This window comes from Micromonospora sp. KLBMP9576 (assembly GCF_050941805.1).
Taxonomy (GTDB): domain Bacteria; phylum Actinomycetota; class Actinomycetes; order Mycobacteriales; family Micromonosporaceae; genus Micromonospora.
Genome location: NZ_CP194567.1, coordinates 345,544 through 360,539, shown reverse-complemented (window position 1 = coordinate 360,539; position 14,996 = coordinate 345,544). Strand labels below are relative to the sequence as shown.

General features: G+C 71.7%; 13 protein-coding genes. All 13 read right to left on the bottom strand.

Annotated elements, in window-relative coordinates; all coding sequences use genetic code 11:
- The 13 genes from nuoH to ACQ452_RS01695 all read right to left on the bottom strand — a co-directional run bounded on the left by nuoH (nucleotide 1) and on the right by ACQ452_RS01695 (nucleotide 14,868).
- Complete coding sequence (gene nuoH / locus ACQ452_RS01755) at nucleotides 1-1,356, bottom strand: NADH-quinone oxidoreductase subunit NuoH (RefSeq protein WP_433389268.1); 1,356 nt, start codon at nucleotides 1,354-1,356, stop codon at nucleotides 1-3.
- Nucleotides 1,353-3,836, bottom strand: coding sequence for an NADH-quinone oxidoreductase subunit G (locus tag ACQ452_RS01750; protein WP_433389267.1), 2,484 nt, complete (start codon nucleotides 3,834-3,836; stop codon nucleotides 1,353-1,355). Before ACQ452_RS01750 ends, nuoH begins: the two co-directional genes overlap by 4 nt.
- A complete protein-coding gene (nuoF, locus tag ACQ452_RS01745; protein WP_433389266.1) occupies nucleotides 3,836-5,152 on the bottom strand; it encodes an NADH-quinone oxidoreductase subunit NuoF in 1,317 nt (438 codons plus the stop codon). Before nuoF ends, ACQ452_RS01750 begins: the two co-directional genes overlap by 1 nt.
- Nucleotides 5,149-6,333, bottom strand: coding sequence for an NADH-quinone oxidoreductase subunit NuoE (gene nuoE / locus ACQ452_RS01740; RefSeq protein WP_433389265.1), 1,185 nt, complete (start codon nucleotides 6,331-6,333; stop codon nucleotides 5,149-5,151). The genes nuoF and nuoE overlap by 4 nt, the downstream gene beginning before the upstream one ends.
- On the bottom strand, nucleotides 6,330-7,655 hold the full coding sequence (locus ACQ452_RS01735; protein ID WP_433389264.1) for an NADH-quinone oxidoreductase subunit D: 1,326 nt from the start codon (nucleotides 7,653-7,655) through the stop codon (nucleotides 6,330-6,332). The genes nuoE and ACQ452_RS01735 overlap by 4 nt, the downstream gene beginning before the upstream one ends.
- Entirely contained in the window at nucleotides 7,652-8,389 is a 738-nt protein-coding gene (locus ACQ452_RS01730) for an NADH-quinone oxidoreductase subunit C (RefSeq protein ID WP_433389263.1), read from the bottom strand. The genes ACQ452_RS01735 and ACQ452_RS01730 overlap by 4 nt, the downstream gene beginning before the upstream one ends.
- The gene (locus ACQ452_RS01725) at nucleotides 8,386-9,066 is read right to left on the bottom strand and encodes a NuoB/complex I 20 kDa subunit family protein (protein WP_433389262.1); all 681 of its coding nucleotides are present in this window, start codon (nucleotides 9,064-9,066) and stop codon (nucleotides 8,386-8,388) included. The genes ACQ452_RS01730 and ACQ452_RS01725 overlap by 4 nt, the downstream gene beginning before the upstream one ends.
- 15 nt (nucleotides 9,067-9,081) lie before the next feature.
- The gene (locus tag ACQ452_RS01720; RefSeq protein ID WP_433389261.1) at nucleotides 9,082-9,447 is read right to left on the bottom strand and encodes an NADH-quinone oxidoreductase subunit A; all 366 of its coding nucleotides are present in this window, start codon (nucleotides 9,445-9,447) and stop codon (nucleotides 9,082-9,084) included.
- A 131-nt stretch (nucleotides 9,448-9,578) separates the two neighbouring features.
- Complete coding sequence (locus ACQ452_RS01715; RefSeq protein ID WP_433389260.1) at nucleotides 9,579-10,856, bottom strand: geranylgeranyl reductase family protein; 1,278 nt, start codon at nucleotides 10,854-10,856, stop codon at nucleotides 9,579-9,581.
- Between the two features lie 179 nt (nucleotides 10,857-11,035).
- Nucleotides 11,036-11,263: a hypothetical protein gene (locus ACQ452_RS01710; protein WP_433389259.1), complete on the bottom strand. Its 228-nt coding sequence runs from the start codon at nucleotides 11,261-11,263 to the stop codon at nucleotides 11,036-11,038.
- A 53-nt stretch (nucleotides 11,264-11,316) separates the two neighbouring features.
- Nucleotides 11,317-12,033: a demethylmenaquinone methyltransferase gene (locus tag ACQ452_RS01705; protein ID WP_433389258.1), complete on the bottom strand. Its 717-nt coding sequence runs from the start codon at nucleotides 12,031-12,033 to the stop codon at nucleotides 11,317-11,319.
- Nucleotides 12,034-12,189: 156 nt separating this feature from the next.
- Nucleotides 12,190-13,437: an LPXTG cell wall anchor domain-containing protein gene (locus ACQ452_RS01700; RefSeq protein WP_433389257.1), complete on the bottom strand. Its 1,248-nt coding sequence runs from the start codon at nucleotides 13,435-13,437 to the stop codon at nucleotides 12,190-12,192.
- A gap of 222 nt (nucleotides 13,438-13,659) precedes the next feature.
- Nucleotides 13,660-14,868 (bottom strand): LPXTG cell wall anchor domain-containing protein, encoded by a 1,209-nt coding sequence (locus ACQ452_RS01695; protein ID WP_433389256.1) that lies wholly within the window; start codon nucleotides 14,866-14,868, stop codon nucleotides 13,660-13,662.
- Between the last annotated feature and the right edge of the window lie 128 nt (nucleotides 14,869-14,996).

Genomic DNA, 14,996 nt, shown 5'->3' with positions numbered 1-14,996 from the left:
TCACACCTCCCTGGAGTCCGGGCCGGCGGCGATGTTGGCCGGTTCCCGCTCGGCGACCACGCGCCTCGTGCGCGGGCTCGGTGGTACCTGCAGATCCATCGGCGGCAGCGGGAAGCTGCCGTACGGCCGGTTGTTGACCTGCTCCTGGACCGTCGGCGTCGGCTGCCGCTTGCGGCTCGGCCAGAGCAGCGTGCCGAGCAGCAGGATGCCGGCGGGGATGCCGACGGCGATCAGCTTGCCGCGCGAGTCCCAGTCCTCGATGGAGCGCAGACCGGCCAGGACCAGGATCCAGGCCAGGTTGATCGGCAGCAGGACCTTCCAGCCGAGTCGCATGAACTGGTCGTAGCGCAGCCGGGGCAGCGTGCCCCGCAGCCAGACGAAGACGAAGACCAGCATGATGACCTTGGCGAAGAACCACAGCATCGGCCACCAGCCGGAGTTGGCGCCGGCCCAGAAGGTGGTGATCGGTGCCGGGGCCCGCCAGCCGCCCAGGAAGAGCGTCGTGGTGACCGCGGACATGGTGACCATGGCGACGTACTCGCTGAGCATGTAGAGCGCGAACCTCAGCGAGCTGTATTCGGTCATGTAGCCCGCGACCAGCTCGGACTCCGCCTCGGGCAGGTCGAACGGCGCGCGGTTGGTCTCGCCGACAGTGGAGATGAAGAAGATGATGAAGCTGGGCAGCAGCAGGAGCGCGTACCAGCCGGGGGCCGGCACTTCGAGACCCGCGATGCTCAGCCGGGTGCCGTCCCCCTGGGCGGCGACGATCCCGCTGGTCGACATCGTGCCGGCCGTCATGAAGACCGCCACGATGCTCAGGCCCATGGCGACCTCGTACGAGATCATCTGGGCGGTGGAGCGCAGGCCGCCGAGCAGCGGGTAGGTCGAGCCGGAGGCCCAACCGCCGAGCACGATGCCGTAGACGCCCATCGACGAGCAGGCGAGCAGCACCAGCACCGCCACCGGAACGTCGGTGACCTGCAACGGCGTCCAGTGGCCGAAGATGCTGACCATCGGGCCGAACGGGACCACCGACAGCGCGGTGACCGCGCAGATCACCGAGATGGTCGGCGCGAAGAAGAAGACGATCTTGTCGGACGCCTTCGGGAGGATGTCCTCCTTGAAGGCCATCTTCAGGCCGTCGGCGAGGGTCTGCAGCAGACCGAACGGGCCGGCCTGGTTGGGCCCGGGCCGCACCGCCATCCGGCCCACGACCCGCCGCTCGAACCAGACGCCGAGCAGCGTGGCGACCACGGCGACGGCGAAGGCGAAGACGACCTTGATGAGGACCAACCACCACGGGTCCCGGCCGAAGTCGGCCAGCGTCGGGTCCTGAGCCAGGTAGACCGCGTTCACTGGGTGACACCCCCTGAGTTGAGGAGCGGGCCCGGGCGGTCGGCCGCGTCGGCGGCGACCGCGGCGGCGGAGACCCGCACGACCGCTCCGGACGTCGCGCCGAGGCTGCGCCGCACGGTCGAGCCGGGCGAGTTCGTCGGCAGCCAGACCACGCCGTCCGGCATCTCGGTGATCGCCGCCGGCAGGGTCAGCGCCCCCCGGTCGGTGCCCACCGTCACCGCGTCGCCGTCGGCCACGCCGAGCGCCTCCGCGGTGCCCTTGCCCAACCGGACAACCGGCGGGCGGGCGGTGCCCGCGAGGTGCTCGTCGCCGTCGACGAGGCTGCCGAGGTCGATGAGCTGGTGCCAGGTGGCGAGGACCGCCTCACCGGCCGCCGGCTCCCGCACCGCGACCGGCTCCACCGACGGTGCGGCGGGGCGGTCGGTGCGGGTACGCGGCAACCCGCCCAGCTCGCGGCGCACGCTGAGCACGTCGCCGGTGCCGAGCTGCACGTCGAGCTGCGCGGCGAGCGCGTCCAACACCCGGCCGTCGGTCATCGCCGCGGTGGTCAGGACCGCCTCGAAGGTGCGCAGCCGGCCCTCCCAGTCCAGGAAGCTGCCGGCCTTCTCGGCCACCGGGGCCACCGGGAAGACCACGTCGGCCCGCCGGGCCACCGCGCTCATCCGCAGCTCCAGGCTGACCAGGAACGGCACCTCCGCCAGGGCCGCCTCGGCCAGCCGCGGGTCGGCCAGGTCGGCCGGGTCGACCCCGGCCACCACCAGCGCGCCGAGCTGGCCACCGGCGGCGGCGGCGAGGATGCCGTCGGTGTCCCGGCCGGCCTGGCTCGGGATCACCCCGGCCGCGATGTCCCACGCCTCGCCCAGCTCCGCCCGGGCGGCCGGCTCGTTGACGAGACGACCACCGGGCAGCAGGTTGGGCAGGCAGCCCGCGTCGACCGCGCCGCGGTCACCCGCGCGCCGTGGCACCCACGCCAGCTTCGCGCCGGTACGCCGGGCCACCTCGGCCGCCGCCGAGAGGCCACCCGGCACGCTGGCCAGCCGCTCGCCCACGATCAGGATCGCGCCCTCGGCGCTGAGCGCCTCGGCGACCGTGGCGTGCTCGGCGAGCACCGTCGCCTCCTCGCCCGGCACCACCCGGGCCAGCTTGGCGCCGAGCTTCTCCAGGCCACGGGTGGCGAACGGCGCGATCGCGTACACCGTCAGCTTCTTCTTCAGGTACGCCTTGCGCAGCCGCAGGAAGAGGATCGGGCACTCCTCCTCCGGCTCCAGCCCGACCAGCACCACGGCCGGCGCCTTCTCCACGTCGGCGTACGTGACGTCGGTGACCCCGGCCACCGAGCTGGCCAGGAAGTCGGTCTCCTCGCGGGAGACCGGCCGGGCCCGGAAGTCGATGTCGTTGGTGTTGAGCGCGACCCGGGCGAACTTCGCGTACGCGTAGGCGTCCTCGACGGTCAACCGACCGCCGGTCAGCACCGCCGTGCCCCGCCCGCCGTCACGCGCGGCGCGCAGCCCCTCGGCCGCGACGGCCAGCGCCTCGCTCCACGCCGCCGCACGCAGCTCGCCGGTCTGCTCGTCGCGGACCAGCGGCGTCGTGAGCCGGTCGAAGGCGCGGGTGTACTGGAAGCCCCACCGCCCCTTGTCGCAGTTCCACTCCTCGTTCACCGCCGGGTCGTCGCCGGCCAGCCGGCGCAGCACCTTGCCCCGCCGCCAGTCGGTGCGCTGGGCGCAGCCGGCCGAGCAGTGCTCGCAGACGCTCGGGCTGGAGACCAGGTCGAACGGGCGGGCCCGGAAGCGGTACTGGCTGCCGGTCAGCGCGCCGACCGGGCAGATCTGCACCGTGTTGCCGGAGAAGTACGAGTTGAAGGGCACGTCACCGGAGTCGCCCTCCGCGCCGTACGCCTCGTCCCGGTAGATGTTGATCTCCTCGGCGGACGAGCGGCCCATCAGGTCGATGAACTTGTCGCCGGCGATCTCCTCGGAGAACCGGGTGCAGCGCTGGCAGAGCACGCAACGCTCGCGGTCGAGCAGCACCTGCGTGCTGATCGGCAGCGGCTTCGGGTACTCCCGCTTGTGTTCGTGGAACCGCGAGTCCGTGCGCCCGGTGGACATCGCCTGGTTCTGTAGCGGGCACTCGCCGCCCTTGTCGCACATCGGGCAGTCGAGCGGGTGGTTCATGAGCAGCAGCTCCATCACCCCCTCCTGCGCCTTCTTGGCGACCGGGGAGGTGAGCTGGGTGCGGACCACCATGCCCTCGGCGACGGTCTGGGTGCAGGAGGCGACCGGCTTGCGCTGCCCCTCCACCTCGACCAGGCACTGCCGGCACGCGCCGGCCGGGGCCAGCAGCGGGTGGTCGCAGAACCGGGGGATCTCGGTGCCCAACTGCTCGGCGACCCGGATCAGCAGCGCACCCTTGGGGGCGGTGACCTCGACGCCGTCGATGGTGAGCGTGACGGTCTCGGTCTGCTTGACGACGTCAGTCATTAGTGCGCTCCAACCAGCTGCTTGTCCGACAGCCTCGGCGCGGTACGTCCCTCGATGTAGTCGAGGTAGTCCTGCTTGAAGTACTTGAGCGAGGAGGTCACCGAGCTGGTCGCGCCGTCACCCAGGCCGCAGAACGAGCGGCCGAGGATGTTGTCGCAGGTGTCCAGCAGGGTGTCCAGGTCCTCGTGGGTGCCCTGGCCGGCGAGGATCCGCCGGTAGACCCGGACCATCCAGTAGTTGCCCTCGCGGCACGGGGTGCACTTGCCGCACGACTCGTGGTGGTAGAACTCCAGCCACCGGTAGGTCGCGTAGACCGGGCAGTCCTGGTCGGAGAAGATCTGCGTGGCCGTGGTGCCGAGGATCGAGCCGGCCGCCGCCACCCCCTCGAAGTCCAGTGGCACGTCCAGGTGCTCGGCGGTGAGCAGCGGCGTCGACGAGCCGCCCGGCGTCCAGAACCTCAGCTCGTGGCCGGGGCGCATGCCGCCGGCCAGCTCGATCAGCTCCCGCAGGGTGACGCCCATGCCGCACTCGTACTGGCCCGGGTTGGCGATCCGGCCGGAGAGCGAGTAGATCATCGGACCGGACGACTTCTCCGTGCCCATGCTCTTCCACCAGTCGGCACCGCCCAGCACGACGTACGGGACGCTGGCGATGGTGCCGACGTTGTTGACCACTGTCGGGCTCGCGTACAGGCCGTGGGTGGCCGGGAACGGCGGGCGCAGCCGGGGCTGGCCCCGGAAGCCCTCCAGCGAGTCCAGCAGCGCGGTCTCCTCGCCGCAGATGTACGCCCCGGCACCCGAGTGCACCACCAGCTCCAGGTCGAACCCGGAGCCGAGGATGTTACGGCCGAGGTAGCCCTTGGCCGTGGCCTCCCGCACGGCGTTGCGCAGCCGCCGCGCGGCGTGCACCGCCTCGCCCCGGATGTAGATGTAGGCGCGGCTGGCCCGGATCGCGTACGACGCGATGATCACGCCCTCGACGAGGGCGTGCGGGTCGTGCGTCATCAACGGGAGGTCCTTGCAGGTGCCCGGCTCCCCCTCGTCGGCGTTGACCACGAGATAGTGCGGCTTGCCGTCGCCCTGCGGGATGAACCCCCACTTGAGACCGGTCGGGAAGCCCGCGCCGCCGCGACCGCGCAGGCCGGAGTCCTTGATGAGCTGGATGAGGTCGTCGGGGTGGGCCTTGAGCGCCTTGCGCAGCGCCGCGTAGCCGTCGAGCCTCTCGTAGGTGCCGATCCGCCAGGCGTCCGGCGACAGCCAGCGCTTGGTGAGCACCGGCGTCAGCTTGGCCAGGGTCTCCGGCCGGGGAGCGGTCACTTCTGGACCCCTGTCTCGCTCGCGGCGGCGGAGCCCGCGCCACCGGCGCCCGCCCTCGCCTCGGCTTCCTTGAGGTTGCGCTGTTGCGCACCGGCCTCGTCGCCGGCGGGCTTGCCGTCGCCGGCGGGCGGGTTGGCCGCCGTACCGGCGGCCGCCGCCTCCCGCGCGTCGCGGGGGGCCGGCGGCGTGGTGTCCACCGGAACCTTGGTGCCGGGTGCGTCCGGCACGGCGGTCGCCGCGTCGGGCTGCCGGGTCTCGGCGGCCCGCACCTCGGGCGACTTGTCGTCCGGGGCCGGCACGTCCCGGGTGGTGCTGCCGGCCGCCTCGGCGGCGGGCACCGGCTCGCCGGTGCCCGCGTTGCCGGCCGTGACCGTGGCGGGCCGGACGCCGTTGCCGCCCGCGACGGGGACCGGCTTCGCGGCGGCCTCGGCCTTCGCCTTCTCGGCCGCCTGCGCCTCGGCCTTCGCCTTCGCCTCGGCGGCGGCCCTGTCGGCCTCGGCCTTGCTCCGGATCGGGGTGTTCGGGTCGAAGCCCGGCACCGAGACGCCGTGCTCCTGCGCCAGCCGCAGCCCCCGCAGGGTGGGCTCCCCCGGCCCGCCGTCGGCGACCGCGCCCTCCCGCTCGTCGGCGAAGCCGGCGAGCTGGACCGCCATCTCCTTCAGCGTGCAGAGCCGGGCGCCCCGGGTCGGCATCGGCCGGCCACCGGCGCGCAGCTCGTCGACCACCCCGACCGCGGCCTGCGGGTCCACGCCGTCGAAGAAGTCGTAGTTGACTGTCATCACCGGGCCGTAGTCGCAGGCCGCCAGGCACTCGGCGTGCTCCAGGGTGATCTTCCCGTCGGCGGTGGTCTCGTCGTGCCCCACGCCGAGGTGCTCGGCGAGGGTGTCGTAGACCTGCTGCCCACCGAGCACGTCGCACATCGTGTTGGTGCAGACGCTGACCAGGAAGTCGCCGGTCGGCCGGCGCTTGTACATGGTGTAGAAGGTCGCGACCGCCCCGACCTGTGCCTTGTTCAGGCCCAGGACCTCGGCGCAGAACGCCACGCCGGCCGGGGAGACGTAGCCCTCCTCGGACTGCACGAGGTGCAGCAGCGGCAGCAGCGCCGACCGCGACCGGTCGGCCGGGTAGCGGGCGATGATCTCCCGCGCCCGCTCGCGGGTCTCGTCAGTGAAAGTCGTCATCGGTCACAACCACCCATCACGGGGTCCAGCGAAGCCCCACCGGCGATCACGTCGGCGATCAGGCCGCCCTCGGCCATCGCCGGGAGGGCCTGGAGGTTGACGAAACTCGGCTCCCGGTAGTGCACCCGGTACGGACGGGTGCCTCCGTCGGAGACGGCGTGCACGCCCAGCTCGCCGCGGGGCGACTCGATGCCGACGTAGACCTGGCCCGGCGGCACCCGGAAGCCCTCGGTGACGAGCTTGAAGTGGTGGATCAGCGACTCCATCGACTGACCCATGATCTTCGCGACGTGCTCCAGGGAGTTGCCCATGCCGTCCACGCCGATGGCGAGCTGCGCCGGCCAGGCGATCTTCTTGTCGGCCACCATCACCGGTCCCGGCTTCAGCCGGTCCAGCGCCTGCTCGACGAGCTTGAGCGACTCCCGGATCTCGGCGAGCCGGACCAGGTAGCGGCCCCACACGTCGCCGTCGGTGTGCGTCGGCACGTCGAACTCGTACGTCTCGTAGCCGCAGTACGGCATGGTCTTGCGCAGGTCCCAGGCCAGGCCGGCGGAGCGCAGCACCGGGCCCGTCACGCCGAGCGCGACGCAGCCCGTCACGTCCAGCACCCCGACGTTCTTCGTCCGCTCCAGCCAGATCGGCTGCTCGGAGAGGATGCTCTCGTATTCCTTGAGCTTCTTCGGCATCAGCTTCAGGAACTCGCGGATCTTGACGATCGCCTCGTCCGGCACGTCCTGGGCGACGCCGCCCGGCCGGACGTACGCGTGGTTCATCCGCAGGCCGGTGATGATCTCGAAGATCTCCAGGACGTACTCCCGCTCGCGGAAGCCGTAGAGCATGACGTTGATCGCGCCCAGCTCCATGCCGGTGGTGGCCACCCAGACCAGGTGCGACGAGATCCGGTTCAGCTCCATCATCAGGACCCGGATGGTGTTCGCCCGCTCGGTGATCTGCTCGGAGACGCCGAGCAGCTTCTCCACCGCCAGCGCGTACCCCGTCTCGTTGAAGATCGGGGCGAGGTAGTCCATGCGGGTCACGAAGGTGCTGCCCTGGACCCAGTTGCGGTATTCGAGGTTCTTCTCGATGCCGGTGTGCAGGTAGCCGACGACCGAGCGGGCCTCGCGGACCGTCTCGCCCTCGAGCTCCAGGATCAGCCGCAGCACACCGTGCGTCGACGGGTGCTGCGGACCCATGTTGACGACGATCCGCTCGTCGTTGAGCGGGTCGGTCCCCGAGACGATGCTGTCCCAGTCACCACCGGTGACGGTGAAGACCTTGCCCTCGGTGGTGTCGCGCTCGGCGGCGTAGTTCGACGTGGTCACTGGTACGACCTCCTCCGGTCCGGTGGCGGGATCACAGCGCCCTTGTACTCGACGGGCACGCCACCGAGCGGGTAGTCCTTGCGCTGCGGGTGCCCCTCCCAGTCGTCCGGCATGAGGATCCGGGTCAGGTTGGGGTGGCCGTCGAAGACGATGCCGAACATGTCGTACGCCTCGCGCTCCTGCCAGTCCGCCGTCGGGTAGACCGACGTGACGCTCGGCAGGTGCGGCTCCTCGACGGAGACCGCCGCCTCCAGCCGCACCGTGCGGCGGTAGGTCATCGAGGTGAGCTGGTAGACGACGTGCAGGCGGCGGGCGTCGGCGCCGAGGTAGTCCACCCCGGACACCGAGGAGCAGAGTTCGAAGCGCAGCGCCATGTCGTCGCGCATGACCTGGCAGACCTCGGCGATCCGCTCCGGGCGGATGTGCAGGGTCAGCTCGCCCCGGTCGACCACGACCTTCTCGACGGCGTCGGCGAAGTGCGGGTAGGCCTCCTCCAGCGCGTCGCGGACCTCGTCGAAGTAGCCCCCGTACGGGCGGGGGGCGTCCTCGATGGTCTGCCGCTGGCGGACGAGGCCGCCGAAACCGGAGACGTCACCGGAGCCCTGGTTGCCGAACATGCCCCGGCCCGCCGGGCTGGCCGGGGGGTACTCGGCGGGCGCGGTGGTGCTGGCGCCGGCCGGCGTGACCGGTACGGGCACGCCCCCGTCGTCTTTCCTGTCCTGCGGCGCGGTCACTTCTGGACACCCCCGTGCTGGTGCAGGTGGTTCTGGGCCTTCATCCAGTTCTCGATCCGCAACTGCTCCTCGCGGCCCTCACGGACCGCCTTGGTCCACTCGGCCCGCCGGGCCTTGTCGCTGCGGTACGACGACGGCATCGCGCCGTAGGGGACGATCGGGACGTCGCCGCGGGCCTGCCGCGCCTCGAGCATCTTGCGGCCGTTCGGGCCGAGCGGCTCATGCCCGATCTTCTCGCGCAGCTTGAGGACCGCGTCGATGAGCATCTCGGGGCGGGGCGGGCAGCCGGGCAGGTACATGTCGACCGGGACGATGTGGTCGACGCCCTGGACGATGGCGTAGTTGTTGAACATGCCGCCGCTGCTGGCGCAGACGCCCATCGAGATGACCCAGCGGGGCTCGGCCATCTGGTCGTAGATCTGGCGCAGCACCGGGGCCATCTTCTGGCTCACCCGGCCGGCCACGATCATCAGGTCGGCCTGCCGGGGCGAGGCCCGGAAGACCTCCATGCCCCAACGGCCCATGTCGTAGTGCGGTCCACCGGCGGCCATCATCTCGATCGCGCAGCACGCCAGGCCGAAGGTGGCGCCCCAGACGGACGTCTTGCGCGTCCAGTTGACCAGCTTCTCCACCGAGGTGAGCAGGACACCGGCGGGAAGCTTCTCCTCGATACCCATGTTGAGGTTCCTCCCTCAGTCCCAGTCCAGGCCGCCACGCCGCCAGACGTAGGCGTACGCAACGAAGACCGCGACGATGAACAGGACCATCTCCACGAAGCCGAAGATCGGCAGGGCGTCGAACGAGACCGCCCAGGGGTAGAGGAAGATGATCTCGATGTCGAAGACGATGAAGAGCATCGCCGTCAGGTAGAACTTGATCGGGAACCGGCCGCCGCCGACCGGCTGCGGGCTGGGCTCGATGCCGCACTCGTATGCCTCGAGCTTGGCCCTGTTGTAGCGCCGGGGGCCGACGAAGCGGGCGGCGGTCACAGAGAACAGCGCGAATCCCGCAGCGAGGGCGAACAACCCGATGATCGGTGCGTAAGGCGAGAGCGTCATCGTCTTCTCCTGCTCGTCCTTCCCTGCCCCTGGTCTTGACAAAAATCACACTATTCACGTCCCGCGCGACGGTCGTCAGCGGGGGTCGATCCGCCCTGGCCCGGGGCCGTTTCCGGCCCCGCACCCGGTCGTCACACGGCCGGCGCCACCTTCGTCATCGCGTTGATGACCCGGTCCATCGCGTCCCCGTCGCGGGGGTCGGTCAGGTTCGCCAGCAGCTTGAGCACGAAGCGCATCAGCATCGGGTGCGGCATGCCGTGCTTCGTGGCCATCCGCATGATCTCGGGACGGCCGATGAGCTTCACGAAGATGCCGCCGAGCCGGTAGTAGCCGCCGAAGCGGGCCTTCAGCTCCGTCGAGTACGCGGCCAGGGCCCGCTCCCGGTCCGCGCCGGCCGGCCGGGCGAGCGCCTGCACGATGACCTCCGCGGCCAGCTCGCCGGACTCCATCGCGTAGGCGATGCCCTCGCCGTTGAACGGGTTGACCATGCCGCCGGAGTCGCCGACCAGCAGCACGCCGCGGGTGTAGTGCGGCACCCGGTTGAACCCCATGGGCAGGGCGGCGCCGAGGATCGGCCCCTCCGCGTTGGTCTCGTCGGTCATGCCCCAGTCGGCGGGCGTGTTGGCCAGCCAGTCGGTGAGCAGCCGACGGTAGTTGGTCTTGCCGAACGCGGACGAGGAGTTGAGCACGCCGAGGCCCACGTTGACCCGGCCGTCGCCGAGCCCGAAGATCCAGCCGTACCCGGGCAGCAGGTTGTCGCCGCTGTCCTTGCTGCGCAGCTCCAGCCAGGACTCGAGGTAGTTGTCGTCGTGCTTGGCCGGCGAGCGGTAGTAGCGCCGGACGGCCACGCCGATCGGCCGGTCCTCGCGCTTGGCCAGCCCGAGGGCGAGCGGGAAGCGGCCGGAGACCCCGTCGGCCGCGACGACCAGCGGCGCGTGGAAGGTCGCGGGCCGCTTGTCGGGGCCGACCTCCGCCTCGACGCCGGTCACCCGGCCGTCCGGGCCCAGCACCGGGCCGACGACGTTCACGCCGGTGCGCAGGTCGGCGCCGGCCTCGACGGCCCGCCGGGCGAGCAGGTCGTCGAAGTCGAGCCGGGTGCGCACCAGGCCGTAGTTGGGGAAGCTCGCCAGGTCGGGCCAGTCCAGCTCCAGTCGGACGCCGCCGCCGATGACCCGCAGACCCCGGTTGTGCAGCCAGCCCGCCTCGGGCGAGGTGTCCACGCCCATCCGGATCAACTGGCGCACCGCGCGCGGGGTCAGCCCGTCGCCGCAGACCTTCTCCCGAGGAAACTCGGTCTTCTCCAGCAGCAGCACCCGTACGCCGTGCTGCGCCAGGTGGTACGCGGTCGCCGACCCACCGGGGCCGGCGCCCACGACGATCACGTCGGCGTCGTGCTCCACCGTGGTCATCCGCGCCTCCTCCCGAACGCTCGTGAAATGCTTCACAAGCCAGACGGTGGAAGTCTATGACCGACGCCCTGACCGGGCCGGCGCAGGGGTACCTAACTCGCCGGAGACCCCGGTGCCGGGGCGGCCGGGCGAGCCCTGGGCGGGGCCGGCAGGGCCGGCGCGGGGCCGGGTGGCGGGCGTCAGTGCCGGGCGGTGGCGGCGTCCAGGCCGGCGTCGTGGCGGATCGCCTCCGGCAGGTGGTCGCGCAGCGCGCCGCCGGCGGCGCGGTCCAGGGCGGCCAGCACCTCGGCCACCACCTGGCGGACGTCGGCGGGATCCGCGCCGGCCAGCTCCCTGAGCTGGGCGATGAGTTCGGCCGCGTCGTCGTCGGCGGTCCCCGCGCCGGCCGCCTGGTCTGCTCCGCTCATGGGGGGAGCTTACGGAACAAAGTGGAGCTAAAACGGATATTAGCGGAAGAAGGTCAGGCGGTGTCGACGCGGACCGCGCGGTGCAGCGCCGCGACCCCGCCCGTCAGGTTGCGCCAGGCCACCCCGCCCCAGCCCGCCGCGCCGATGCGCGCGGCCAGGGCCGGCTGGTCGGGCCAGGCCCGGATCGACTCGGCCAGGTAGACGTACGCGTCGGGGTTGCTGGACACCGCGCGCGCCACGCCCGGCAGCGAGCGCATCAGGTACGACAGGTAGACGGTCCGGAACGCCGGGTTGACCGGCGTGCTGAACTCGCACACCACCAGCCGGCCGCCCGGCCGGGTGACCCGGGCGAGCTCCCGCAGGGCGGCATCGGTGTCGTTCACGTTGCGCAGCGCAAACGAGATCGTCACCGCGTCGAAGCTCGCATCCGCGAAGGGCAGCCGCAACGCGTCCCCGGCCAGCAGCGGCACCCCGGGACGGGACCGCTTGCCGACCCGCAGCATCCCCAGCGAGAGGTCCGCGCCCACCGCGTACGCGCCGGACTGGGCCAGTTCCTCGGTGGAGACGCCGGTGCCGGCGCCCACGTCGAGCACCCGGTCGCCCGGCCGCAGGTCGAGCGCGGCCCGGGTGGCCCGCCGCCAGAACCGGTCCTGCCCGAAGGAGAGGACGGTGTTGGTCAGGTCGTAGCGAGCCGCCACGCCGTCGAACATCGCGGCGACCTCGTGCGGCTGCTTGTCCAGGCTGGCGCGCCGGCCCTGCGGGATGCTCACCCCTCCACTCTGCCAGCTCCGCCCCGGCTCGTGGCCGCAGGGTCGCCGCCCGCCGGGCACACCACCCGGCCGACGGGCGCGGGGCGGGTGCCGCCCGGGGCCGGGTACGACGCAGGGGCGGGATGGTCGCCCACCCCGCCCCTGCCCGACCGCACGTCAGTCGGTCGACTTCTCGTCCCCGGGGGCCACGAGGACGACCCGGCGCCGCCGCGAGAGCACCAGCAGCGCGCCGCCGGCCAGCAGCACGACCGCGCCGATGCCGACGATCAGCCCGACCTGCACACCGGTCACCGGCAGGCCGCCACCGGCACCGCCGCCACCGGTGCCCGGGGTCGAGGTCGGGGCCGACGTGGCCCCGCCGCTCGGAGTCGGAGTCGGAGTCGGCACCACGGTCGGGGTCGGGGTCGGGGTCGGCTGCGCCGACAGGTCGACGAAGGCCTCGAAGATGGTGTGGTTGTCCAGCTCGTCGGTCTCGCCGAAGGCCTTGCGCTGCGCCCGGTCGGCCGCCCGCGGCTGCGCCTCGGGCTCGCCCTCCGCGGCGTCCAGCCCGTACGCGAAGAGGTCGCCCTCGCGCAGCACCGGCTCGGTCACGCCGTCGCCGACCCGCACCGTGACGTCGGCGGTGTAGTACTGGCCCCGGCGGACGGTCACGCCGGCGTCCTCGCAGAACGCCTGCTCCTTGCCGAGGAACACCTGCTGGACGCAGCCAGGCGGCAACGTCACGAAGGTCACACCCGCGGGAAGCGTGATGCCGTAGAAGACGCCGGTCGCGGGCCGGCTGCCGTCGTTGTAGACCGCCCAGTCCAGCGGGACGGTCTCCCCCCGGCGCACCGGCCTCAGGTCCGGCTCGTCGGCCACCGCGCCGTTGACCACGACGTTGGCCTGGACGTCCTGCACCCAGGCGGTGAGGTCGTAGCCGGGCCTGGTCACGGCGACCGGCACCTCGACGATCTCGTCCTCGTCGTCGTGCTGGGGGGTCGTGGTGGCGACGCCGACGACCAGCGTGCCACCGTCGCCCCTGCCGCCCGTGCTGAACAGCGGCACCCCGAAGTCCTTGCTGGTGCCGGCGGGCAGGTCACCCAGGGAGCACTGGTAGAGGTGGCTCTCGATGAGGGTGCAGCCCTCGGGCACCACGAAGCCGACCCGCTTCTTCCTGAGTTCCCGGGTGCTCACCCGGTAGGAGACACCTTCCGCCGTGGCCGTGCCGACGTTGGTGACCGTGAACTTGAACGGCTTGCTCCGGGCCGCGTCGACGCCCTTCGCGAGCTGGGTGCTGATCGGGACGAGGGCGAGATCCGGCCCGGCCGCGGCGTGGGCGGGCACGGCGCCGGCGGTCAGGCCGCCCGCCGCGAGCAGGGCCACGGCGCCGGCGCGGGCCAGGGCCGAGCGGTGGAACAGGGTCATCGGTCCCCCGGGGGGTCAGAGAAAGAAGCGGATGATTGCGCAACCGGCCGGACGCTATCGAAGGCGGATGCGACACGCCAACGGGCGGAACGCGTGTCAGCCGTCCGGCCGATCGGTTCGCGCGGACGGCCCGACACACAGCGGGGGCGGAATGGTCACCCATTCCGCCCCCGCTGCCGTGCGTTATGTGAACGACCCTCGCGGGCCGGTGGAGGACGACCGTCAGACGGCCGACTTCTCGTCGCCCGGGGTCACCAGGACGACCCGGCGCCGCCGCGCCACCATGAACATGGCCGCGCCCGCGACCAGCACGGCGCCGCCGATCCCGACGACCAGGCCGGTCTGCGCGCCGGTCACCGGCAGACCGCCACCGTTGTCGTCACCGCCGCCCGCGCCGCCCTTGGCCGCCACGATGACCGCGTAGCCATCGGAGTTGTCGCTGTTGTCCACGTCCTTGGCCTGCATGCCGGTGACGTTCGCCGGCAGGGTGACGGCCGCGGTACGCATCCCCTTCATGGACGCGGTACCGATCGGCTCGACGCTGACCAGGCCGCCCTTGAGGGTGCCCGGCTTCACGTCCGCCGCCACGTCGAACACGTGGTAGAAGCCGTAGGCCGAGTAGAGCTGGTCATCCGGGTTGGTGTCCTCGTCCTGCGGGATCAGCCCGAAGTTCTCGTACGTGCAGGTGAAGGCGGACTTGTCGGCGGCGTACTCGCAGCCCTTCTCCACCTCGATCGGCGTCACGCCCTTGGGCAGCTTGACGGTGATCTTGAGGCCGGCGGCGGCCTGGTCACCCTGGTTGCTGATGAAGTAGGTCAGCGCCGACCGGCCACCGGCGTACAGGTCGCCGGAGTAGGTCGGGTTGCCGTCGGTGATCTTCACGGCCTGCTTGACGTCCTCGGCGACGACCGAGAGGTCAGGGCCGCTCTGGTCCGAGAACTCCGCGGTCGCGTTCTTGGTGTTGTTGTCCGGGTTCGTGTCGTCCTTCGAGACGAGCTTGAAGGAGATCGGGGCCTTGTAGGTGCCCTTGGCCTCGAACCTGAACAGGACGAGCGGCAGGTCGATGGTCTCGCCCGCGCCCGGCAGGGCGTCCTTGGCGGCGTAGCAGACGAAGGCGGTGGGCTTGCTGTCGCTGCCCTCCACCTCGCAGCCGTCGTCGACGGCCGGCACGACGGCGACCTTGTCGAAGTCGACCTTGGAGACGTCGACCCGGACGGCCAGCTCGCTCGGGGTGTTCTTGCCGTTATTGGTGACCTTGGCGAAGGCGATCTTGCCCTGCGCGTTGGCCGCGACCCGCGTCCCGGCCACCTCGATCGCCAGGTCCGTCTCCGTGCCCGAGGCCTGGGCCGGGCTACCAAAGGCGGTCAACGCAGCGGAGGCGAGCAGCGCGCCAGCGCCGATACGCGCCAGCGAACGGTTACGGAAGATCATGGAAGAGGTCCCCCCCGTTGGGGTAGAGGAAAAGGTACGGCCCGGGACGTTAGCGGTAAGCGATCACCCTCGCCACCCCGGAATCGAGGGCCTTGAACAGCGCGGCTAAGAAACGCTTAAGGAATGCC